Source organism: Methanocaldococcus jannaschii DSM 2661 (genome assembly GCF_000091665.1).
GTDB classification, from domain to species: domain Archaea; phylum AGJL01; class Methanococci; order Methanococcales; family Methanocaldococcaceae; genus Methanocaldococcus; species Methanocaldococcus jannaschii.
Window position 1 is genome coordinate 1,026,186 of the sequence record NC_000909.1, and the last position, 23,806, is coordinate 1,049,991.

Consider the following 23,806-nt stretch of genomic DNA (forward strand, 5'->3'; position numbering starts at 1 on the left):
GCTTGTTATGATAATTGAAACACCATCAAAAGTTATACTATTCGGAGAGCATGCAGTTGTTTATGGTTATAGAGCTATATCTATGGCTATTGATTTAACATCAACCATAGAAATAAAAGAAACACAAGAAGATGAGATAATTTTAAACCTAAATGACTTGAATAAAAGCTTAGGTTTGAACTTAAATGAGATAAAAAATATCAATCCAAATAACTTTGGAGATTTTAAATACTGCCTCTGTGCAATTAAAAACACTTTAGATTATTTAAATATAGAGCCAAAAACTGGTTTTAAAATTAACATTAGCTCAAAAATTCCAATAAGTTGTGGTTTGGGAAGCTCTGCCTCAATAACAATTGGAACTATAAAAGCTGTAAGTGGATTTTATAATAAAGAGCTTAAAGATGATGAGATTGCAAAACTTGGATATATGGTTGAGAAAGAAATCCAAGGTAAGGCAAGCATTACAGACACTTCGACAATAACGTATAAAGGTATCTTAGAAATAAAAAACAACAAGTTTAGAAAAATTAAAGGAGAGTTTGAAGAATTTTTAAAAAATTGCAAGTTTTTAATTGTTTATGCTGAAAAAAGGAAGAAAAAAACTGCTGAGTTAGTTAATGAAGTTGCCAAGATTGAAAATAAAGATGAGATATTTAAAGAGATAGACAAAGTTATTGATGAAGCTTTAAAAATCAAAAATAAAGAAGATTTTGGGAAATTGATGACTAAAAACCACGAGTTGTTAAAAAAGCTAAATATCTCAACACCAAAACTTGATAGAATTGTAGATATTGGGAATAGATTTGGTTTTGGGGCAAAATTAACTGGAGCTGGAGGGGGAGGATGTGTAATAATCTTAGTTAATGAAGAAAAAGAGAAAGAGCTTTTAAAAGAACTAAATAAAGAAGATGTAAGGATTTTTAACTGCAGAATGATGAATTAAATTAACATTTCTCTTTTAGATAATTTACAATATTCCTCCTAACCTCTCCAATTGTAAATCCCCATTCAATTGGAATATTATCCTTTTTATTTAAAATTTCAATTAAATGAGCTACCCTTGGTAATCTTAAATTTGCCTTTCTTATAGTCTCAACATCGCTAAAAACTTCTTTTGGTGTTCCCTCCTTCAAAATTTTTCCATCATACATAACATAAACTTTGTCAGCATAGACAGGAACTAAATCTACATCATGCGTTGAGATTATTATGGTCATGCCCTTTTTATTCAAATCGTATAGAAGTTTCATTATTTTTGATGCTCCAACAGGGTCTAAGCCAGCTGTTGGTTCATCCAAAACAATAACCTCAGGCTGCATAGCTAAAATACCTGCTATAGCCACTCTCTTTTTTTGTCCTCCACTTAAATGATGAGGAGGTTTATTTTCAAAACCTTCCATTCCTACAGCTTTTAACGCCTCTTTAACTCTCTTCTCAACTTCTTCTTTAGGCAAGCCAAGATTTAAAGGTCCAAATGCCACGTCCTCCTTAACTGTAGGGGCGAATATCTGATCATCGGGATTCTGAAACACCAATCCAACCGTCTTTCTAACTTCCACCAAGCTTTTTTTATCATATTTTATTGGCTTGCCTTTTATTAAAACCTCTCCTTTTGTAGGTCTTAGAATTCCATTGAAGTGTAAAAATAAGGTTGATTTTCCAGCTCCATTAGGGCCGAGTAAAGAGACCATTTCTCCTTTTTTTACTTTAAAATTTATTCCTTTTAAAACCGCTGTTCCATCAGGATATCTAAAATATAAATCCTTTGTTTCAACTATATACATTTATTCCACCTAAATTTTTATGTATGATGTTAGTGTAAAGTCCTTTGTTAAATAAGCCAATATTATTAAAAATATATCGAATATTGCAATGAATAAGATATATTTAATTGAGGGATTTTCAATTGTTTGCAATAACTTTATTTTTCCATCATAACATCTTGACATCATTGTAATATTTAGTTTTTCTCCCTTTTCCCATGCTCTAATAAACAAATGAGCGGCTAAGGCACCAAGAGATTTGTATGTTGATTTTAAGTTTGAGGTTCCTAATCTTGATTCCTGAGCAAATTTCATCTTTTCATATTCTTCATATAAAACAAAGATGTATCTATATATAAGCATCATCATATCAACTAAAACATCGGGCATCTTCAACTCTCTAAATATATAAAATAATTCAACCATTGGTGTTGTAAAAGCCAAAAATAACATGCTACTAACTCCACCAAGCATTCTTCCAAATAATAAAAGTCCTAATTCAATCCCATCTTTATACACAGGAATTTCAAAGCCAAAAACATTTATTTTAAACCATTCAACTGTCCCAAATAAAAATGCAAATATTACTAAATTTAATATACCGAATCCAAGAGGAATACCTACAAACACGGCATAAATCTTCTTTGGGACTTTTGCTTTAAACAGTAGTAGTATTGAATTTATAAAAAATATTATTAATGGAACTATAAACGAAGTTGAAAAAACAGATATTAAAAGTAAAGATAGGGCAAATATAACCTTTAATTTTGGATTAACATGCCTCAATTTGTTACTAAAAGCAACATTATCAACAATGTTATGCTTCATAAAACCCACCTTTAAATTTTAAAATTTAAAAAAGTAAAAAATTAAAGAATTAAGCAGCTACTTGTCTTTTTGCGTTGTAATAGCCGATATAGTAACCGATAATTATTGCTCCAATAGCTGCTTGTAAAGCAAACAATAAACTTTCAATTTCTCCGCTTGGTGGTTCCCATATTGGATGGAACCATGGTTTATATCCTAATTCCTCCACAACTTCACAACCCTGGTCGTCAGAACCACCAAAGTATCCTTCTTCTTCACCTTTACCTGCATAGATTATTAAAGGTAAGGCAATAATTATTGCAACTATTGCCAATAAAATTATATGTTTTGTTTCCATTTACTCACCTCCTGCAGGAGAGGGGGTTAAATATGGTTTTAACTCCTCTTCTGGAACTACTCCTAACTTCAACAATAAGTCAGGTCTTAATTTCTTAATGTAGTCCCATATTATAACTGTCAATATACCTTCTGCAATTGCCAATGGAACTTGTGTATATGCATAAATTACAATGAATTTTGTAAATGCCGCTGTGAATGAAGGGATTGGGAATGCAAGTGCTAACTGAACAGCAGTTGTGACATAAGTTAGCCAGTCTCCAAACAATGCCGCGAAGAATATTCCAACTGTAGAGCTTAAACCTGCCTTCATACATAATCTATATACAATCACTGCGGCGGCAGGTCCAACAATACCCATTGAGAAATCGTTAGCTCCAAGTGTTGTTAAACCTCCATGAGCTAAGAATAACGCTTGGAACAATAGAACAATAGCCGCTAACACAGCAGTTATTGGAACACCGAATAACACTGCCCCTAAACCGTTACCACATGGGTGAGAACAACTTCCAGTAACTGATGGCATCTTTAAGGAACTCAATATAAACATGTATGCCCCAGATATTGCAACTAATGGCTTCATTTCTGGACTTTCTTCAAGTAGTTTTTTTAATTTAACAATACCGTAGGCAATTACAATACCTGAGAGAACCCACCAAACTGCACACCACATTGGTGGGAGATATCCCTCCATTATGTGCAAGTTATCACCCCTGAATATAATTCAAAAAAACTTAACACATTTATAGTACTCTTTATCTTATATAAATTTAACGGTATTTTATTATTAATAAAATAAACTTTAATTTTGTTACTATTAATGAGTTATTTTGTTTTTTTCATATTTTTTATTACTTATTTAAATTAAAGACATTTTTAATAATGATTAATTTTTCTTTTTTAGTAATAAACTATTTAAATAGTAAGGCAACTTAGGTAATATTAAGTATTACTAAAAATAAAGATATATAAAAAGTAGTTATTATGGTGATGATTATGGAACTTTTATACGCAATCACTGCATTCATACTCGGAATGTTGCATGCTTTAGAGCCAGGACATGGAAAAAGTGTTGTTGCCGCCTATATATTGGGAACTAAAGCAGATTTAAAAGATGCCATCCTATTAGGAACTACAATAACCATATCCCACACAGCAGTAATATTTTTATTAGGAATCTTATCAATTTATTTATTGGAGAGCTTAAATGTTGATGTAGTTCATGATATGATGAGCGTTGTTGGAGGTTTAATATTAATTGCCGTAGGAATTTGGATAATAAGAAGTTATCTTCACCCACATGAACATAAAGTAGATACAAAAAAGGGAGTTATCACTTTAGGATTATCTGCTGGCTTAGTTCCATGCCCAGCAGCTTTAGCGGTTTTATTATTATCAATATCATCAGGAAATTTAATTGATGGCTTAATTTATGTTGCGATATTTAGCATTGGGCTGGCAATCTCATTAACTGGCTTAGCAGTTGCCTTTGTTGAAAGTAAGGAATTGATTAAAAAATATGTTGGAAATAGAAAAGTATCAAAACTTCCTCTAATAAGTGGCAGCATTATAATATTGATTGGATTATATACTATAGCCCATCCAATTCTTGAACATGCGATTGTTTAATTGTTTATCTATTTTTTATTTTAGAAATACAAATTTGTATATTCAAATGTATATTAGAAATTGCATAGATTAATATATGTCCTTTTCCAATTTAGTAATGTTCAAAAAATGAAAATTTATGCAGTGATATTATGGACAAAAATAAAATGTCAAAATTTGCCCATATAACAAAAGTTCATCCCTGCTTTAACGAAAAAATTCACGATAAAGTTGGAAGGGTTCATCTCCCAGTTGCTCCAAGATGTAATATTGCATGTAAGTTCTGCAGAAGGAGTTTGGGCAAAGAAGCATGTGAGCATAGACCAGGTGTGGCTTTATCAGTATTAAAACCAGAAGATGTTGAAAGTTATTTAAACAAGGTGTTGAAAGAGATTCCAAACATTAAGGTTGTTGGTATTGCTGGACCTGGAGATAGTTTATTTAATAAAGAGACATTTGAGACCTTAAAAATTATTGATGAAAAGTTCCCAAACCTTATAAAATGCCTCTCTACAAACGGTTTGCTTTTAAATAAATACTATAAAAAATTGGCTGATTTAAATGTAAAGACAGTTACTGTAACTGTGAATGCTATAGACCCAGAGATTTTGAAGGAAATAGTTGAATGGGTTTATTATGATAAAAAAGTCCATTATGGGATTGAAGGGGCAAAGATATTGATAGAGAATCAAATAGATGGGATAAAAAAAGCTTATGATGAAGATTTAATAATAAAGATTAATACCGTCTTAATTCCAGAGATAAATATGAATCATGTGGTAGATATAGCTAAAGAGTTGAAGGATTTTGTTTATATACAAAATATCATCCCTCTAATCCCCCTATATAAAATGAGCCATTTAAGACCTCCAACATGTGAAGAGCTAAAAAAAGTTAGAGAGGAATGTGAAAAATACATTCCACAGTTTAGAGCTTGTGGGCAGTGCAGAGCTGATGCAGTTGGTTTAATAAAAGAGAGGAAAATATTAGAAGAGTTCTTTAAAGAAAAAAACAAAAAACTCAATGTTTTTGAATTAAAGCACTTTTCTCATTAATTAGTGTCTTTCAAAAGTAATTAAAAATAATAATGAAAATTTGAACGTCTTCTATAAGAAGGCGTTCATTAAGTCCATACTTAATCCAAAATATTTTGAAATATACTAAAATTTTAATAATAAAGCTTTTTAACCCTTTCAAAAGCTCTTCTTGATAATCTATCCCTATCTATGGTGTAAACTTCCATTTTTGGGATTATTACTCTTACAGCATCTACCCCAACCTTATTTAAATCTACATATATCAATTTATCAAATCCAAATTCTGAAAGTTTATCTTTTATAAACTTTAAATCCTTCTTTAAATCATATCTTGCATTGTTTGGCATATCTGCAATATTTATCTCCCCCTCAAACTCAAACCACTTTCTATGTATTCTTTTCAATCTCTCATAAGGAATTTTTGATGTAAATTCTTCTCTCAATTTAGCGTCTCTCCTAAACCCGTGTAATTGAGAGGCTCTACTTTGAGCCACTTCAGTCAAAGCTCTCAAAATAGCTATCTCTGGATGTAAGTGGCATCCAACACCAACACACAGCATTAGAGGGTTTTTACTTAAATCATCACTTATTGCAGCAACAACTGGAATCTCAAACTCTGATGTTAAATCCTTTAAAATTATCTTAACACCAGCTTTTTCATATTTCTCAATCAATTCATGGATTAATGGGTTTTTTGCATCTTCAGGATTTATCTTTGTTGGGATTTTTCTTGCTAAATCTGCCAAACTCCATGCATCCCTTTCAATAATCTCCAGAGTAGCATGTAAAATTGCCTCATCTAAGTTGTTTCCACTTGCTAAGCCGTTAGTGTTGCCTCTAAATAATTTTCCAGATGTTGGGTAGAAAACAGCGTCTGCTGGGACATCTATAGTTTCATTATTTATGATATCAATCCCTTCAACCCATTCTTTAACATTTTTATCTGCATATTGGGGCAATATTAAATCTTCAACATTTATTGGATTATCTGGCTTTTCTTTAACTTTATTTTTATCATAACTTGCTGAAAACCTCTCTATCGCCTCCATGCATGCAGAGACCTTTGCCTGGATATCATTAGCCCCCTTTCCATAGTGTATGGCTATTCCCTCTTTCCCATCTACAACAACTCTCCTTTTTAAATAATAGACAGGGATATTTACTTTATCTAAATGCTGTATATTTTTAATTTCTACTGTCTCAATCTTTTTCAATGCCTCTTGAATTTTTTCAAATGTCTCTTCTGGGGAGCAAATTCTATAACTTGCTAATTTATATTTTATATCCATACTAAAAACCTCTAAGATTTTTAAATTATTTAATTAAATTAAATCTATTAACTGTATTGGCTTACTTAAATGCCTTCGTGCAGAGCCAGGCACTTCATAAAATCCAGTTTTTAAATCTCTCTCAACCTCTATCATTTTAATTTCATCATAGGCAATAGTTTTTTTACATTTTTTGCATTTGTATCCAGCTTTTTTACCCTTTGCTTTTAACGTGCCTCCACAGTATGGGCATCTCTTATCTTTAACAAATTTCTTCTCCAACTTTAAGATTTTTATTTTTTCAATATTTATCCCTAATGGCTTCTCCCTCACAGTTCCATAAACAGCTATGTAATCACCAACTATCAGCTTTCTTATAATATCTCTAAATCCTTTTGTTGGTTCATAAGCCATACAATCGATTTCTCCAGTTCCATCTGAGAGTTTAAATATTACATGTCCTCCCTCTATATCTCTCGGCTCCTCTACAACTCTTCCATAAACAATAACTCCAGTGTTTGGGTAGATGTCTTTAATATTCATCTTCCTTAAATGCACGTCGGTTCCATGATTTGTTTTAAAAATCATAAATCTTTCAGGTTTTTCTCCTTCAATTTTATGCATGGCCTTTAATAGGATTTCAGCATCAATTCCTCTAATTCCAAATAAAACAGGGCATGGTGTGTTTGGAGCTATTAAGATTTTTTCATTCTCATAATCATAGTTGTCAAAGGTATAAGGAAAAGTTTCCTTATCCATTTCTATGACACTTTTTTCATCAATCTCTCTCTTTTTTCCCCACATCTCTTTTTTTCTATAAGCTAAAAGCTCATATGTGTATGGGGGAGTTGATGATATAGCCCCCAAAGCTCCAATTATACCCCTCCCTAACTTATATTTTATAAACTCCCCTCCAACTTTTAAGATAAATTTTTCAGCATAATCAACGCTAACTATGTCATAAAGAACTTTTTTGTAATAGTTGGTAAGTTTTTCTCTATTTTCTTTGTATTTTGCTTCGTCTAAAAATACAATGCCTGGGTTTGTATTTTCACATTCAAAATCTGTATATTTCTCAACCAAACTAATGGTTATATTTTTAATCTCCTCTTTATCTTTTGAATATAACTCATCTAATATATGTATTGCCACTCCTCCGTTACCTCTTGTCTTATATTTGACCATTGGATTCATTCTGATGAGTTTTGGCATATCTACGCTATAGCCACAACCTTTTAACTCCTCTATTAATAATGTCGCTATATAAGTAGTGCAGTATTTATTTGGGCTGTCTGTATCATCAATGCCAATAAACATCATAACCACCTTTAAGTTATTACGAAGTGTGGCAAATTACTTATAGAAGTCTGTTTATAATTTATTATTTGGGTTTTAGGATTTTTAATTTTGTTGTTTGGTTAATGGATTGTCTTGTTGAATATGTTTGGATTTTGAAAATAAGAGTATTTAGAATTTATTAATTAGTTCAAAGGATTTTTATTTAATTTCTAAGGGTTAGCTGGTTTGATTGTTTAAAATATTTGAGTTTATTGAATTATTCAGATTTTTAAAAATTAGGATTAATTAGGTAAGTAAATAAGATTTCTCTAACAGACAAGTTAAATTTTTGAATTTAAGGAGATAAAAATACTCTGTTTTAGTAAAGAGATAAAATTTTAAATACTAAAAGGTTTATATTGTAAGATGGTTATTTATCCTTAGAAAAATATGGTATAGAAAAGCTTAAATATTAAGAGTGATGAAGTATATTATGTTGTGAATGATTGCCCTGTTAAAATCAGACCTCTTGGAGGATGGAAATCCTTTATATTTCTCTTTCAAATAATCAACCCTTTTTAAACCTAGTTAAAATCAGACCTCTTGGAGGATGGAAATGAGCTTTTTATTATCAGATATAGTTAGAGAGTTATTTGTTAAAATCAGACCTCTTGGAGGATGGAAATAAAGAATAAAATCTCGTTTTTAGTGCTATTTATTGAGTTAAAATCAGACCTCTTGGAGGATGGAAATACTGCTTGGGGAGATGCTGAGAGAAAAGCAATGAAAGATGGTTAAAATCAGACCTCTTGGAGGATGGAAATTCATATAAAAATTCATCACTATATTTTTCAATTAAATGTTAAAATCAGACCTCTTGGAGGATGGAAATTTAACAGTATATTCAAACCGTGAATATTCCGTTTCATCAAATGTTAAAATCAGACCTCTTTGAGGATGGAAATCTTTTTTACAGTTGTATATCGATAGATTTAAATTTAGTTAAAATCAGACCTCTTGGAGGATGGAAATTTGAATCCTGTTTTTTTAAGTTCTTCTATGAATATGTTAAAATCAGACCTCTTGGAGGATGGAAATGGGGGTCTTTGAAATTAAGAGGGTGGGGCGTGGAATTCAGTTAAAATCAGACCTCTTGGAGGATGGAAATTTTTTCTACAGTTGTAGGTAATGCAGATTTGTTTATTCCTTTATTTGTTAAAATCAGACCTCTTGGAGGATGGAAATATTCTGATTTTCAATTTATGTTCAGCTCTTAATTTCATGTTAAAATCAGACCTCTTGGAGGATGGAAACTTTATTTTTTAACCTTCTCCGCCTCCTCTGGAGAGGATTAAAATCAGACCGTTTCGGAATGGAAATAAAATTGAGAGATTATTAGAGGAATTATATCCAGATGATTAAAATCAGACCGATTCGGAATGGAAACTTGTTGTAGTGGTAGCAATTATAAAATAGGAGTTATTTTCTTAATATTGAAGATAAAATATACTTAATACATCGCCAAAAAATATTAAAAATAATTATGGATTTAACCCTACATCAAATAACCCCTCTTTTTCATCAAATCCAAACATTATATTCATGTTTTGTATTGCTTGCCCACTCGCTCCTTTAACTAAATTATCTATTGCTGAGATAACTACCAATCTACCATGCTCATCAATCTCAAATCCTCCGATATCACAGAAGTTTGTTCCTCTAACCCATGTTAATTTTGGAATCTCTTCTGAAAATATCCTAACAAAAACCTCACTCCCATAGAATTTTTCATAAATCTTAATTATCTCCTCTCTATCAACATCTTTAGCTAAGAATGTGTGTGCAGTTGTTAAAATTCCTCTTGTTATTGGAGCTAAGTGAGGAGTGAATGAAACCTTAGCCTTTCCAAGCTTTTTTAACTCCTTCTCAATCTCTGGAGTGTGTCTGTGGGTTGTTATTTTGTATGGGTTTATATTTTCATTTACATTTGGGAAGTGGGTTGTTTCCGTTGGCTTTATTCCAGCTCCACTAACTCCCGTTTTTGAATCAAATATAATCCTTTCCTCTATAATATTCTCTTTAACTAATGGAGCTACTGCCAAAATAGCTCCAGTTGGGAAACATCCAGGATTTGCTACAAGTTGAGCTTCTTTTATTTCCTCTCTATGTAATTCTGGCAATCCATAAGCAATTTTTACATCAGGTAATCCTTTATGTTTTATCTTATAGTATTTTTCATACAAGCTTAAATCCTCAAATCTATAATCTCCACTTAAGTCAATAACTTTCATCCCTCTCTCAATAAAATCTGGAACTATATCCATTGAAGCTCCGTGTGGAGTTGCAGTAAATACCAAATAAGCATCAACCTTATCAATATCTCCAGTAAAACATAGGTTTTTATACTTTTCAATACCTTTTAAATGAGGATGAACTTTAAAAACATGCTTTCCAGCTTCTTTTCTTGAGGTTATATATGTTACATTAACTTTTTCATGATTTGCTAATAATCTCAATAACTCTGCCCCAGTATAGCCAGTAGCCCCAATTATAGCAACTTCTTTCATCCTTTCACCAATTTTCTTTTTATTATTAGGATTTTCTTTGGGAATAAATATCCTAATTAATATTAATAATATTTCCAGACTTAACTTAATTATAATTCTCAATGTATAATTTAAGATTTTTTATAAAACCTTTGAACGAACCTTATAGTAAGAGGAATATAATGAATGGCTTCTATAGGAAGGCGTTTAGATTTTATTAGTTTTTAATAAACTTTTTGTAAAAAAACAGGATTTTAGATGGATTCCTTTTAAATCTAATAGATGCTCTTTATAATATTTTCAGTTTAAAAAATAAAAGAATAGATAAAAAATTAAAGATTGGATTACAATAAATGTGGTGGAACTATATCCTTAGCAATTAAATCAGCATAAGTTTCCCTCTCTCTAATTAAGAATACTCCCTTCTTACTTGTTAAAACCATTCTTGGTCTTCCTCTTGCGTTATAGTTGTTAGCCATACTAATTCCATAAGCTCCAACATCAAATATAGCCAATACATCACCAACCTCTACTTTGTCAAGCTCTCTATCTCTACCAAAAACATCACTACTCTCACATAAACCTCCTGCTATGCTTACAACCTCTTTTTCATTCTTAACTTTGCAGTTTATTATATGATGATATGCCTCATACATTGCCGGTCTCATCATGTCATTCATTCCAGCATCGATCATAACCCATTTTGTTACTGGTGTTTCTTTTATGTGATGAACTTTTCCTAATAGATAGCCAGCAGTAGCTACCAAACTTCTTCCAGGCTCTAAGATGAGATTTGGCATCTCTACTTTATCTTTGTATTTTAACATTGTGTTTATTATTGCATCAGCTAAATCTTTTTGAGTAGGGATTTGTTTATCTTTGTAGTAGGGAATTCCTAAACCTCCCCCTAAATTGACATCTTCAATCTCAATGCCCTCTTCTTTTAATTCAACAACAAAATCCATAACTTTCCTTGTTTCTTCAATAAATGGGCTTATATCTGTTAATTGAGAACCAATGTGGCAATGAACTCCAACAACATTCACATACTCCATCTCTAAAGCCATTTTTATTGCTTTCATTGCAATTCCTGATTCAACATCCAAACCAAACTTGTTTTTCTTTAAACCAGTTGAAATCTTTGGATGTGTCTTTGGATTGACATTAGGGTTTATTCTGAAAGCTACATTAGCAGTTTCTCCCAACTCTTTTGCTGTCTCATTTATTAAGATTAATTCGCTTATACTATCAACATTGAAAGCCCTTATATTTGCTTCAATACCCATTATAATTTCTTCTTTTGTTTTACAATTTCCGTTGAAAACAATTTTCTTTGAAGGAACGTTTGATAGCTTTGCTATATACAACTCTCCTCCACTAACAACATCTGCTCCACAGCCAAGTTTAGCTAACAATCTTGTTATAGCTAAGTTTGCATTTGCTTTATATGCATAGGCAACAATAAACTCCTTCCCAGTCTCTTCTTCCCATCTTTTGAAAGCTTCAATGTATCTGTTGTAATTTATCTTTATTTGCTCTTCTGACATCACATATAAGGGGGTTCCAAACTTCTCTGCTAATTCAATTGCATCATACCCATCTATGAAGAATCTTCCATCCTTTATCTCTACTGTGTCATTACCTAAAAACATTATTTTCACCCAATTCTTTATATGATAAAATAAAAATAACGCCCGGGAGGGGATTTGAACCCCTGAAAAAACTGGCTCCGCAGGCCAGCGCCCTATCCTGGCTAGGCGACCCGGGCTCTATATTACATCCCATGATTTCAACCATTGGTAATCATGTAAACATCTTACTTTATTCCTATATGAAGGTGGTATAAATGGTTCAACTATACTACAAAAAGCATGCACTTGCTTACTTTTAAATAACCTCAAATATCTGTATTGATGTTTCTTTGAAATACGAAAATCAAATCCATACAATAATTTTAGTTTTTGTTGCAAAAACTTATTTTCATCCAATGTAAAGCCATGTGTAGATAATTCTAACTTATAACCATTTTTCTGTTTTGTTAAGCTTCCATCACCAAGATACCACTGTGCTAATCCTTCATCATTTATTACCAAATCATTCGGTATCCTTTTTATTCCATCTGGATACCATCTTTCCCTTAATTGCCTAAACAATTCATACCTACTCGTTGATAAAACATATAAATCAGCAATTACCTCAGAAGTTCTACGCTTATACTTATAACAGTGAAAATATACATTAAGCCCAAATTGTTGGAATCGATGTTTGACATATTCTAACCAATCATATCGCTTATTCTGTGTAATCAATAAGTTTCCTTTTTCCGTAATACATGCGTCACCAAGTAACAATCCATCGATAAATGTACGCAAATCTTCAGAAATGTTATCTAAAGTATAATCATCACACATTTTTACATCTTCCCTATATATACCATGCTTTTGCCTTGCTCGCACAACTGTTGCCTTACCACAACCAATCAAATATGCAATTTCCCTATCACTCAGACCTTCAACAATATACTTTTCATACAACCAACCATAAGGAATAACCCATTCTTTTTTTATTCTTCTTATATGGATGCAACATATTCATCATCTCGCCCATGCTATCTGGCTAGGCGACCCGGGCTTTATCATTTCTACGCCTATTAATAAGCAATTTTTGTTCTTTTATACTTCTTTTCTATTGATACTCAATCATACTTAATAAAATTTCCCTAACATTATAAAAAGAAAACAAAATTAAAAATTATAAAAATTTACTTACAAAGCTCCTTTAACTCTTTAACTAACTCTCTATCTATCCTGCCGTTATTTCTATCCCCTCCTTTACAAGCTGCTCCTCTAACACCAACTATGTCAGTTCCAATCTCTTTTAAAATTGGGATGTGTTCTTTTTTTATTGAACCAGCCAAAGCACACTTCAATCCATAGCTGTGAGCTTCATCAACAAACTCTGCTAAAATCTCTTTACTTTGGAAATCAAATAATGTTTTTCCATCCTTTATTGCAGTATCTAACATTGCAACATCACAACCTGCATCTCTCGCAATTTTTGGGACTATTAATGGCTCAACAGCTCCAACTCTATAGGCATCAGCATAACCAGCTGCTACAACTATCTTATTTTCATCAATATCCTTAACAGCTCTAACAACATTTTTCATTAACTCAACTGCCTGATAGTAGTTTTTAACTCCATACAATCCAACTTTTATATAGTCAGCTCCACTTATTGCTGCTCCAACAGCAGCTAAAGAAATTGTTCCTGGCTTATAAGGGACGTCTCCAACTGTAGCACTCACCAATAAATCTTTTGGTGTCACTTCCCTAATTGCCTTAATCATCCATGGAAAGTTAGCTCCTAAAGAACCTTCTTTTGGGTTTTTCACATCTATAATGTCTGCTCCTCCAGCTATTGCCTCTTTTGCTTCTTCAACATCTATAGGGCTTACTAATAGTATCATACATTACACCCATGATATTGATTTCAAAAATGATTAATGACAATATATATAAAAACTTAATGTTTTAAAATTTTAATGTCTTTCAAAAGTATTAAAATTAATAAGGAACACTTGAACGTCTTCTTATAGAAGGCGTTCATTAATACCTCAATTATTACAAAATGTTTTGATTATTATCTTTAATGATTATAGCAAAGGTGATTAAATGGGAAGATTATTTGGGACTTCTGGAATAAGAATGAAAAATTTATCTCCAAAAATTGCCTATAAAGTTGGATTAGCAGTGGCAAAAAAATATAAGAAAGTTGTAGTTGGGAGAGATACAAGGACTACAGGAAAATTAATTGAAACTGCATTAACAGCAGGAATCTTAAATGGTGGGGGGGAAGTTACAACTATAAACATAGTCCCAACACCAGTTTTAGGTTTTAATGCACGAAATTATGATGTTGGCATAATGATTACTGCCTCTCACAACCCTCCAGAATACAATGGAATAAAGCTCTTCAATAAAAATGGTTTAGCTTTTAATAAAAAAGAAGAGGATGAGATAGAGGAGATTATATTTAAAGAAGATTTTATTGAAGTTGAGTGGCATAGTGTTGGCGAGATTTGGGAAGATAGCAGGGCGATAAGGAACTATATGGAACATATTCTTAAAAATGTTGAGATAAATGAAAAATTTAATGTGGTTATTGATTGTGCAAACGCCTCTGCTTGTTTAGTATCTCCATATTTATTTACAGATTTAGGATGTCATGTTATCTCAGTTAATAGTCACATGGATGGGAGATTTATTGGTAGATTACCAGAGCCAGATGAAAAAAACCTCAAAAAAACTATGGATATGATTAAAGGCCTAAATATGAGTGGAGATAACTACATTGGCATAGCACACGATGGAGATGCAGATAGAATGGTAGCAATAGATGAAAAGGGAAGATTAGCTGATTTTGATAAGCTATTAGCTGCTTTCTCAAGATATATGGTTGAAAAAACTGGAAACAAAAAGATTGTTACAACAGTTGATGCTTCAATGATTATTGATGAGTATTTAAAAGATTTAGATGTTGAGATAATAAGAACAAAAGTTGGGGATGTGGCGGTTGCTGAAGAGATGATTAAAAACTCTGCTGTTTTTGGTGGAGAGCCAAGTGGAACGTGGATTCATGCTGATATCCATCTAACTCCAGATGGAATTTTGAGTGGGCTGAGAGTTTTAGAGATGTTAGATTTCTATAACAAAAAATTATATGAAATATTGGATGAAATCCCATCTTATGTAAATTTAAGGGAGAAGATTCCATGTGAAGATGATAAAAAAGAAAAAGTAATGAGTTATGTTATTGAAAATGGAGAGAGTTTATTTAAAACAGTTCCTGAGACCGTTGATGGAGCAAGATTTAACTTAGAGAATGGATGGGTTTTAATAAGACCTTCGGGAACTGAGCCATACATAAGGGTTAGAGTTGAGGCAAAAAATAACAAAGATGCTAAAGAGTTGTTAGAAAAAGGGATAAAGTTAGTTAAAGAAGCTTTAAGTGCTTTATAAAACTATTTTTAAATTTTGGTGATATAAATGGATGCCATAATATTATGTGCAGGGAAAGGGGAGAGATTAAGACCTCTAACAGAGAACAGACCAAAACCAATGATTCCTATAGCTGGAAAGCCAATTTTACAACATATTATTGAAAAAGTTGAGGATTTGGTAGATAATATTTACTTAATTGTTAAGTATAAAAAAGAAAAGATTGTTGATTATTTTAAAAACCATCCAAAAATCAAATTTTTAGAGCAGGGAGAAATAGATGGAACTGGACAGGCAGTTTTAACAGCCAAGGATTATGTAGATGATGAATTTTTAGTTATAAATGGGGATATTATCTTTGAAGATGACTTAGAAGAATTTTTAAAATACAAATATGCTGTTGCTGTTAAAGAGGTAAAAAATCCAGAAAACTTTGGAGTTGTAGTTTTAGATGATGAAAATAATATTATAGAACTCCAAGAAAAGCCAGAAAACCCAAAATCAAATTTAATAAATGCCGGAATATACAAATTTGACAAAAAGATTTTTGAATTAATTGAAAAAACAAAGATTTCTGAAAGAGGAGAGAGAGAACTTACAGATGCAATAAAACATCTTATTAAAGAAGAAAAAGTTAAAGGAATTAAGTTAAATGGTTATTGGAACGATGTTGGAAGACCATGGGACATTTTGGAGGCAAATAAATATCTCCTGGATAAAATAAATACAGATATCAAGGGGAAAATTGAAGAAAATGTTGTTATTAAAGGAGAGGTTATAATAGAAGAGGGAGCAATTGTTAAAGCAAATTCAGTTATTGAAGGGCCTGCAATTATTAAAAAAGGGGCTGTTGTGGGGCCGTTAGCTTATATAAGACCATATACTGTTTTAATGGAAAATACTTTTGTTGGAAATTCATCTGAAGTTAAGGCAAGTATAATTATGAAAAATACAAAAATTCCACATCTATCTTATGTTGGAGATAGTATAATTGGAGAGAACTGCAATTTTGGTTGCAATACAATAACTGCCAACTTAAGATTTGATGATAAACCAGTTAAAGTCAATATAAAGAGTAAAAGGGTTGAGAGCGTTAGAAAATTGGGAGTTATAATGGGAGATAATGTTAAAACAGGTATTCAAGTCTCTTTTATGCCAGGGGTTAAAGTTGGAAGTAACTGCTGGATTGGGGCAAGTTGTTTAATTGATAGAGATATAGAAAGTAATACATTTGTTTATAAAAGAGATGAGCTGATATTTAGAAAATTGAAATAGAAGAGTGTTATGCCCTATATTGGTATATCTCCAAGAGACATTAAAAGGGGCTGTAAGCCCCTTCTTAATGTATCCCGGGTATACCAATAGGGCAGAGCCCTATGGTGGTGAAATTAATGATTATAGGAGCTAATACATCAAAAAACTTTTTTGATAATTTAGAAGAGGAGCAGATTCAACAATGTGGGATAGATTTGAGAGTTTGGAAGATATTTAAAATAGAGGGAGAAGGGGTTATTGATTTCTCAAATGAGAAAAGAAAGCTACCAAACTACATAGAGATATTCAACTCTGAAAAAGATGAACACATAAAATTAGATAGAGGAGTTTATATTGTAAAGGTAGCTGATTATATAAAAATCCCAGAAAATGTAGCTGGCTTTGCATATCCAAGGAGTTCTCTGCTAAGAATGGGGGCAACTTTATACTCTGCAGTTCACGACCCTGGCTATGAAGGAAGACCAGAATATTTAATGCAAGTTTTTAATCCAATAACCATCTACAAATATGCAAGAATTGCCCAGATTGTTTTTGTTGAGTGTAGAGATGTTAAAGGAGTTTATGAAGGAATTTATAAAGGGAGATAAGATAAAATTATGGGAAATAATCATATATGCTTTTTCTATGCAATACTCTTCTAAAAATAATCGTATCTCCATTAACCTCAATACCTATTCTATAATTTCCTACTCTAATCCTATAATAATTGTGATAGCCCTTTATTTTCTTAATATCTAACTTTAAATCATTTAATGAGTTAGAATTTTGACATTCTTCAATTATTAGCTTTATTCTTTTTCTTATATGCCCTGGAACATGCTTTAAATCCTTAACAAATGTTTTAGCAAATAACACTTTCATTTATCTCCCAATAATTCCTTTATTTCATCATAAGTCAATAATTCATCATCTTTTGTTTCCTCCATAGCTTTAGCCAAGCCAATATCTAAAATTTCCTCAATCTTTTCATATTCTTTTCTGCTGATGAAAAATTTTTTAAATCTCTTTTTGAGCCTCATATTATCCTCAAATTAACGTTTTATAATTGTCTTACCGCATTTTAATATATATAATTTTAAGTATATATACCTTATCCAAAATTAAACAACTTCAACTCCTTTACCAACTTCTGTTCTTATTGTATTTTCATAATAATCTCTCAAAATATTTTCAACCTCATCAATAAATTCTTCTTTTGGAAATGCAATTATTGAAGGGCCAGAACCACTTATTGTTATGCCATAAACTTTGTCTTTAACTTCTTCTTTAATTTTGAAATAATTTGGGATGAGTTTTCCTCTAACTGGCTCTATAACCTTGTCAGACATCATATATCTTCCAAATAATGATTTATCTTTATTATATAGGGCATAAACCATTCCACAGGCCTTTCCAACGTTATTTACTAAATCTTTTAGTCCAACAGCTTTTGGCAATATCTCTCTTGCTTCTTTTGTGTTTATTGAGATGTTTGGGATAGCTATTAAAATATCAAGCTTAAAATCTATTGGTATATGTAAAACTTCCAATGGCTCATAATTGGTTACCATCGTAAAGCCTCCAAATATAGCTGGAGCTACATTATCAGCGTGTTTAGCTCCGGAAGAGGCAAGTTCTCCATAAGAAGCATAATCCACCAACTTTAACTTATCTAAATTAAGCTTAAATAGCTCATTTATAGCATAAGCAGTTCCTGCTGATGAAGCTGCTGAACTTCCCAAACCACTACCAGCTTTAACACCTTTTTTTATTGTTATTTTAACTCCTTTACCAATATTAAAATCATCTATCATCTTTTTTGCTACAATTCCTGCAACATTTTTATCTGGGTCTGTAGGGATGTTTTTATCATCTACTTCAATAATAATCTCTTTATCATCTATTGCTTCAACCTCTATAACATCATAAGGTTCTTTTAAACATAAACCAAACACATCAAAACCAACTCCTAAATTTGCTGATGTGCAGGGAGCTTTCACTCTAACTTTCATGATTTCCCTCATTTTTAATTTTATTCCTCTAAAAACATCTTTCTTATAGCATCAGCGGCATCTTTCTTAACTAAAACTAAAACCCTATCTCCAGATTTTAGTTCAGTATCTCCACTAGGAATTTTCAGCTCATCCCCATCATATATGGCTATTATCAAATAATCTTGAGGTCTTCCAAGTTCTTTAATCTTTTTATTAACTACCTTAGCTTTTTCAGGAATTATGAATTCTAAAATCTCTGCTTCTCCTCTACCTACAATAGCCAAATCTAAGATTCCAGGTCTTTCTATAAGCTTTTCTATATAATTGGCAGCTATAAGCTCAGGAGACACAACTACATCAACTCCTAACCGTTCAAAAACATCCTTATACTCAATTTCTGAAATCCTTGCAATGGTTTTATTAATCCCATAACTCTTTGCTAATAATGAACTCATTAAATTAACTTCCTCCTTTCCAGTAACTGCTATATACATATCTGCATCCTCTATTCCAGCATCCTCCAATGTTTTTATCTTTGTGCAGTCTCCATTAATCACTAAAGCATCAATCTCTGCAGATGCTTTTTTGCAGATATCTTTATCTATGTCAATTAAAACAATGTCGTGTCCTTTTTCAGATAGAGATTTAGCTAATGTATAACCAACTCTACCAATCCCAGCTATTATTATATACATAGTTTGACACCAAAAAACTTTAATTATAGGATTATTTTTTCATAATATTCATCACCATAGGGCTTCGCCCTATTGGCACAGGACTTTCACAGTTTTATAATTCAATATAAGGAATTATGATGTCTATAGCATCATTATGTTCAATAAGAAATTTATTCCTGTGAAAGTCCTGTGGTATACCCAAGAGCGGGGTTGCCAAAGGCAACCCCACTTTAATAGAGATTTGAAGTAACCAATATGGGGTTATGCCCCTACGGAAGTATTATCTTCTCATAATATTCATCATATCCAAAGTGCCAATGTCTAATTTTTTCTTTCAGTTCTTTTTCAAGCTCTAATATCTTGTCAAACTCCTCTTTAGTTAGATATCCAATAAACCCTCTTTTTATCGCTTCTTCACATTTTAAACTGCAAGGAATGAAACCAGAAGGTAAAACTATTGCATAAATTCCTTTATTTTTTAACTCCTCCTTCATTTCTTCAACTTCTTTTAAATGCTCTCTGTCTATTGCTACTCTAACATCTTCAACAAAAGATTTTATACAGCATTCTGGATAATCCAAAAGCTTTCCAATTTCAAAATCATCCAATCTCCTATAGATACCAAGTTCTGTTGAAACCATTGGGTCTATTGCCGGCCTAACCTTTGGTTTGTATTTTTCAACAAGCTCAATTTGAAACTTTAATCTCTCAACTATTTGTTGATATTGAAACTCATCCAAGCTTTGGATATGCTCTTTTAAAACTTCAAATCCTTCTAATTCTCCACTTCTTAACTTTTCAATTTTATATAGTAGATTTTTAAGCATGTTTTCACTTAAAAAGCTTATTTTAAAAAGGATAGAATTTTTCCAATGATGCTTGGGGCATAATTGGCTAATATTATTATAAGTGCAATAATTATAATATCTCTTTTTAGAGTATCAACTTTTTTATCCAATTGATAAAATCCCTCATCAATTTTCTTATCTAATTGATTGATTTTTTCAATAACTTGGTTGATTTTATTATCAACATATCTTAAAATTTTTTCCCCGATTAATTCCAAATCTTCTTTTGTTGTCAATTCTTTTCTCAATTCTTCTTTAAGTTCTAACTTTAAAACTGGTTTTTGTTCTTCAAATTTTTTAGATACATTCTCTTTACACTGCTTTTCAAAGAATTCTTCAATTATTTTGCAGAGTTCTTCAGCTTCTTTTTCATCCTTAACATTTTTAATAAGTTCGTATAATTTACTATATGCCACTGCCATAACGAACACCACAAAAAATTTCATATATTTAGAATTTAGGAAATTCCTTAAAAATTTTTAAAAATTTTATTTTACTGAAGTAGGTCAAAGAGTTTCATCCTCTTTTATCATTATTCAATCTCTAACTCAAATCCAACAACTGGGAATTCTAATTCAAAGTTGGTAATAACCTCTGGATGAATCTCTCCAAAGTAGCCAATAATTTTGCCATCTTTCAATATTTTAGCACATCTTCCTTTAATGAATGATGGATGTTCAAAATTATCAAGCTCATACTCAATTTTAAGCTCTCTCAATAAACCTTCAACATAGCTCTTTATCTCATTAAAGTTTGTTTCATTATCTACAATAACTCCAGCTATTTTTTTAACAACTCTTGATTTTGTTTCAGCATTTTCATCAATAACAACACAATCTCCAATCTCAAAAATCTTTTGTGGCAACTCTTTATGTTTATTTATCCTCAAAGTTTCCATTAGCAATGGTAAGATACTTTTTCTAACGATTCTATGCTCTATAGATGCTGGTTTTAAAACTTCTATATAGTTGTTGTCTTCAATTCTCATCTTTTTAAATAAAACCTCATCATTTGAAAGCATTAAATTTATAACCTCATAGAATCCAAATCCAACCATAATTTCTCTTATAAAGTCACATTTCTTTTCTAATTGGTTAAGTTCCCCAATAGTTCCAATAATTGGATATTCTCCAGAGAACTTATTATATCCGTAAGCAATAGCTACTTCTTCAGCGATGTCAATCTCTCCAAAGATATCAACTCTATAGGCAGGGATGAAAACCTTTATTTTGTTATCTACAAATTGAGCGTCTAATCTACATCTTCTTAAGTAGTTTATTATAGTCCCAGGAGTTAGATTGGCTCCTAAAACCTTGTTTATGTATTCAGAAGTAGTTTCTAAGACATCCTCTTTTAAATTTGGATATATAGTGCTTTGATTGTCTTTAATTACTTCAACAGCATGTATTTTTCCATACTTTCTCTCTGCCAATGCAGTAACAATAATATTTAGAGTTTTTTCTACTGCATATTTATCAGTTCCAGTAACATCAATCAATAAATTCCTTGTTTCAGTTGTAACTCTTGTTAATTCCCCATTAATTATTGGTGGCATAGATAAAACATCCCCTTCACTATCTAATATTATTGGAAACTTATCATCTTTGATTAAATGAGCATATTTTATTCCTTTTTCATGTTTTTCTAAAATCTCTCTTGGTGTCATTTCCTCATCTGAATTTAATGGAACAAACTTAATCCCATCCCCACTAACTTCTTTGTAGTAGAATGGAGGCTTAACTTTATCTGCATCATGAATTCCTATTGCCACTTTTTTCCTATCTCTTCCCATAACCCAGTGGAGCTTTTCTTGAAGGTTAATTATGCTCTCTAAAACATAATCATCAACAATAACCCCTTTAACCAAAGCCATTGCTATGTATGGTCTTGTTTCAACATTCTCAACATATAATTTTACATCTGAACTCTCAATGTCGTATTTTTTTAATCCTGTTTCTATTCCAATAATTCCCCTAAAACCTCTTGCTAAACCTTCAGCACTTAAATAATCTGGTCTATTTGGGTTTATTGAGAACTGAATAATTTTTTCTCCATCTTCTTCAAAGATTCCTTCAACTTCAACACCCATCATTGGAAATTTCTCTTCAATAAATTCATCCTCTAAGGGCATATTAACCAATCTCTCTAAATCAGCTTTTTTTACATTTATTGTTGGCATCCTATCACCAGCAGTATTTTTTATCTTAGTTGTAATAATTAGTTGTAATAATAGGATAATTGACTTAATAAAGCTTTATTATCACAAAATGTTTATATACGAGTCTGTAGATAATTTTAATTATAGTTTGTTTAATAATATTCTATCGTTATTCTATCATTACATTATTAGGGTTTTAGGATTTTCAATTTTGTTAATTGATTTATTGATTGTCTTGTTGTATAAGTTTGGAATTTAGAAATGAGAGTATTTAGGAATTATTTATTTATTTAGAGGTTTTAAATTTAATTTCTAAGGGTTAGCTGGTTTGATTATTTAGAATATTTGAGTTTATTGAATTATTCAGATTTTTAAAAATTAAGATTAATTAGTAAAGGAAATAAGATTTCTCTAACAGACAAGTTAAATTTTTGAATTTAAGGAGATAAAAATACTCAGTTTTATTATGGAAAGGAAGATTTAAATACTAAAGGGTTTATATTATGGAGTAGTTACTTACCCTTAGAAAAATGTGGTGTAGAAAAGCTTAAATATTAGGAGAGTTGAAGTATATTATGTTGTGAATGATTGCCCTATAAGACCGTTTCGGAATGGAAACCAATTTTTGTTAAAGATTTGGATGAGTTCTTCTTTGATATTGACAAAATATAAGACCGTTTCGGAATGGAAACCAATTTGGGCATTTCCCAACATAAACATATAATGAATCCATACATTAAAATAAGACCGTTTCGGAATGGAAACAGAAGTTTTTCTTGGACAAATCTTACAGGGTGTTGTCCCATTAAAATAAGACCGTTTCGGAATGGAAACTTGTGTCCATTGTAAGCGTTAAAAATAATGCAAATTATTAAAATAAGACCGTTTCGGAATGGAAACTATTTTATCACCCGTTTATGTTTTTTACGGTTAATACTATAATTAAAATAAGACCGTTTCGGAATGGAAACAACTACTTTGTAGATGATTTTTTAGAGGATTTGGAGAATTAAAATAAGACCGTTTCGGAATGGAAACGATACATAGTATTCTCCATTTTTCTTTTCAATAACTACATTACATCATTAAAATAAGACCGTTTCGGAATGGAAACTTGAGTGTGGAATTAGAAGAAATAAACTTTAGGAAAGGTTAATTAAAATAAGACCGTTTCGGAATGGAAACATAAAATCTCTAACCTCTCCAGC

23 protein-coding genes, 1 tRNA gene and 1 CRISPR repeat array are annotated in these 23,806 nt (G+C 31.4%); of the genes, 6 read left to right on the forward strand and 18 right to left on the reverse strand.

Annotated elements, in window-relative coordinates; genetic code table 11:
* Nucleotides 1-7: 7 nt before the first annotated feature.
* A complete protein-coding gene (gene mvk, locus MJ_RS05820; protein ID WP_010870599.1) occupies nt 8-946 on the forward strand; it encodes a mevalonate kinase in 939 nt (312 codons plus the stop codon).
* A 1-nt stretch (nt 947) separates the two neighbouring features.
* Here mvk and MJ_RS05825 read toward each other — a convergent pair whose 3' ends face one another.
* Genes MJ_RS05825 through cbiM form a run of 4 tightly spaced genes read right to left on the reverse strand, consistent with a single transcriptional unit; the run spans nt 948 to nt 3,633 of the window.
* A complete protein-coding gene (locus MJ_RS05825) occupies nt 948-1,787 on the reverse strand; it encodes an ATP-binding cassette domain-containing protein (RefSeq protein ID WP_010870600.1) in 840 nt (279 codons plus the stop codon).
* 9 nt (nt 1,788-1,796) lie between these two features.
* On the reverse strand, nt 1,797-2,594 hold the full coding sequence (cbiQ, locus tag MJ_RS05830) for a cobalt ECF transporter T component CbiQ (RefSeq protein ID WP_064496721.1): 798 nt from the start codon (nt 2,592-2,594) through the stop codon (nt 1,797-1,799).
* Between the two features lie 49 nt (nt 2,595-2,643).
* Nucleotides 2,644-2,931 carry an energy-coupling factor ABC transporter substrate-binding protein gene (locus MJ_RS05835; RefSeq protein WP_010870602.1) on the reverse strand — a complete coding sequence of 96 codons (288 nt, stop codon included), beginning with the start codon at nt 2,929-2,931 and terminating at the stop codon, nt 2,644-2,646.
* The gene (cbiM, locus tag MJ_RS05840) at nt 2,932-3,633 is read right to left on the reverse strand and encodes a cobalt ECF transporter S component CbiM (RefSeq protein ID WP_010870603.1); all 702 of its coding nucleotides are present in this window, start codon (nt 3,631-3,633) and stop codon (nt 2,932-2,934) included.
* A gap of 281 nt (nt 3,634-3,914) precedes the next feature.
* Here cbiM and MJ_RS05845 point away from each other — a divergent pair, with 281 nt between their 5' ends.
* The gene (locus MJ_RS05845) at nt 3,915-4,559 is read left to right on the forward strand and encodes a HoxN/HupN/NixA family nickel/cobalt transporter (protein WP_010870604.1); all 645 of its coding nucleotides are present in this window, start codon (nt 3,915-3,917) and stop codon (nt 4,557-4,559) included.
* Between the two features lie 131 nt (nt 4,560-4,690).
* Nucleotides 4,691-5,593, forward strand: a complete 903-nt coding sequence (gene nifB / locus MJ_RS05850; protein ID WP_010870605.1) for a FeMo cofactor biosynthesis protein NifB — start codon at nt 4,691-4,693, stop codon at nt 5,591-5,593.
* 113 nt (nt 5,594-5,706) lie between these two features.
* On the opposite strand, the gene MJ_RS05855 is transcribed toward nifB, so the two are convergent.
* From MJ_RS05855 to MJ_RS05885, 7 genes are all read right to left on the reverse strand, one after another.
* Nucleotides 5,707-6,864, reverse strand: a complete 1,158-nt coding sequence (locus MJ_RS05855; protein ID WP_010870606.1) for a YcaO-related McrA-glycine thioamidation protein — start codon at nt 6,862-6,864, stop codon at nt 5,707-5,709.
* A 33-nt stretch (nt 6,865-6,897) separates the two neighbouring features.
* Nucleotides 6,898-8,160, reverse strand: coding sequence for a tRNA(Ile)(2)-agmatinylcytidine synthase (locus MJ_RS05860; protein ID WP_064496722.1), 1,263 nt, complete (start codon nt 8,158-8,160; stop codon nt 6,898-6,900).
* 474 nt (nt 8,161-8,634) lie between these two features.
* Nucleotides 8,635-9,435: a CRISPR direct-repeat array (repeat unit 31 nt; unit sequence GTTAAAATCAGACCTCTTGGAGGATGGAAAT).
* Nucleotides 9,436-9,662: 227 nt separating this feature from the next.
* Nucleotides 9,663-10,688 carry an N-acetyl-gamma-glutamyl-phosphate reductase gene (gene argC, locus MJ_RS05865; RefSeq protein ID WP_010870608.1) on the reverse strand — a complete coding sequence of 342 codons (1,026 nt, stop codon included), beginning with the start codon at nt 10,686-10,688 and terminating at the stop codon, nt 9,663-9,665.
* A 323-nt stretch (nt 10,689-11,011) separates the two neighbouring features.
* Nucleotides 11,012-12,319, reverse strand: a complete 1,308-nt coding sequence (gene lysA, locus MJ_RS05870) for a diaminopimelate decarboxylase (protein ID WP_064496723.1) — start codon at nt 12,317-12,319, stop codon at nt 11,012-11,014.
* A gap of 39 nt (nt 12,320-12,358) precedes the next feature.
* A tRNA-Arg gene (locus MJ_RS05875) sits at nt 12,359-12,435 on the reverse strand.
* A gap of 1 nt (nt 12,436) precedes the next feature.
* Complete coding sequence (locus tag MJ_RS05880) at nt 12,437-13,201, reverse strand: hypothetical protein (protein WP_010870610.1); 765 nt, start codon at nt 13,199-13,201, stop codon at nt 12,437-12,439.
* Nucleotides 13,202-13,428: 227 nt separating this feature from the next.
* A complete protein-coding gene (locus MJ_RS05885; protein ID WP_010870611.1) occupies nt 13,429-14,136 on the reverse strand; it encodes a (5-formylfuran-3-yl)methyl phosphate synthase in 708 nt (235 codons plus the stop codon).
* A 205-nt stretch (nt 14,137-14,341) separates the two neighbouring features.
* Here MJ_RS05885 and glmM point away from each other — a divergent pair, with 205 nt between their 5' ends.
* The 3 genes from glmM to MJ_RS05900 all read left to right on the forward strand — a co-directional run bounded on the left by glmM (nt 14,342) and on the right by MJ_RS05900 (nt 17,529).
* Nucleotides 14,342-15,688, forward strand: a complete 1,347-nt coding sequence (gene glmM / locus MJ_RS05890; RefSeq protein WP_010870612.1) for a phosphoglucosamine mutase — start codon at nt 14,342-14,344, stop codon at nt 15,686-15,688.
* Between the two features lie 27 nt (nt 15,689-15,715).
* A complete protein-coding gene (glmU, locus tag MJ_RS05895; RefSeq protein ID WP_010870613.1) occupies nt 15,716-16,942 on the forward strand; it encodes a bifunctional UDP-N-acetylglucosamine diphosphorylase/glucosamine-1-phosphate N-acetyltransferase GlmU in 1,227 nt (408 codons plus the stop codon).
* Between the two features lie 116 nt (nt 16,943-17,058).
* Nucleotides 17,059-17,529: a deoxyuridine 5'-triphosphate nucleotidohydrolase gene (locus MJ_RS05900; protein ID WP_064496724.1), complete on the forward strand. Its 471-nt coding sequence runs from the start codon at nt 17,059-17,061 to the stop codon at nt 17,527-17,529.
* Between the two features lie 7 nt (nt 17,530-17,536).
* On the opposite strand, the gene relE3 is transcribed toward MJ_RS05900, so the two are convergent.
* The 7 genes from relE3 to pheT form a co-directional block, all read right to left on the reverse strand.
* Nucleotides 17,537-17,803 carry a type II toxin-antitoxin system toxin RelE3 gene (gene relE3, locus MJ_RS05905; protein WP_010870615.1) on the reverse strand — a complete coding sequence of 89 codons (267 nt, stop codon included), beginning with the start codon at nt 17,801-17,803 and terminating at the stop codon, nt 17,537-17,539.
* Nucleotides 17,800-17,961 carry a hypothetical protein gene (locus MJ_RS09500; RefSeq protein ID WP_162484755.1) on the reverse strand — a complete coding sequence of 54 codons (162 nt, stop codon included), beginning with the start codon at nt 17,959-17,961 and terminating at the stop codon, nt 17,800-17,802. Before MJ_RS09500 ends, relE3 begins: the two co-directional genes overlap by 4 nt.
* 81 nt (nt 17,962-18,042) lie before the next feature.
* Nucleotides 18,043-18,933: a homoserine kinase gene (locus tag MJ_RS05910; RefSeq protein WP_064496725.1), complete on the reverse strand. Its 891-nt coding sequence runs from the start codon at nt 18,931-18,933 to the stop codon at nt 18,043-18,045.
* A gap of 20 nt (nt 18,934-18,953) precedes the next feature.
* Nucleotides 18,954-19,610: a potassium channel family protein gene (locus MJ_RS05915; protein ID WP_010870617.1), complete on the reverse strand. Its 657-nt coding sequence runs from the start codon at nt 19,608-19,610 to the stop codon at nt 18,954-18,956.
* Nucleotides 19,611-19,861: 251 nt separating this feature from the next.
* On the reverse strand, nt 19,862-20,419 hold the full coding sequence (locus MJ_RS05920; RefSeq protein WP_010870618.1) for a DUF483 domain-containing protein: 558 nt from the start codon (nt 20,417-20,419) through the stop codon (nt 19,862-19,864).
* A gap of 17 nt (nt 20,420-20,436) precedes the next feature.
* A complete protein-coding gene (locus MJ_RS05925) occupies nt 20,437-20,862 on the reverse strand; it encodes a hypothetical protein (protein ID WP_064496726.1) in 426 nt (141 codons plus the stop codon).
* Between the two features lie 110 nt (nt 20,863-20,972).
* Nucleotides 20,973-22,619 (reverse strand): phenylalanine--tRNA ligase subunit beta, encoded by a 1,647-nt coding sequence (pheT, locus tag MJ_RS05930; RefSeq protein WP_010870620.1) that lies wholly within the window; start codon nt 22,617-22,619, stop codon nt 20,973-20,975.
* Nucleotides 22,620-23,806 lie beyond the last annotated feature (1,187 nt).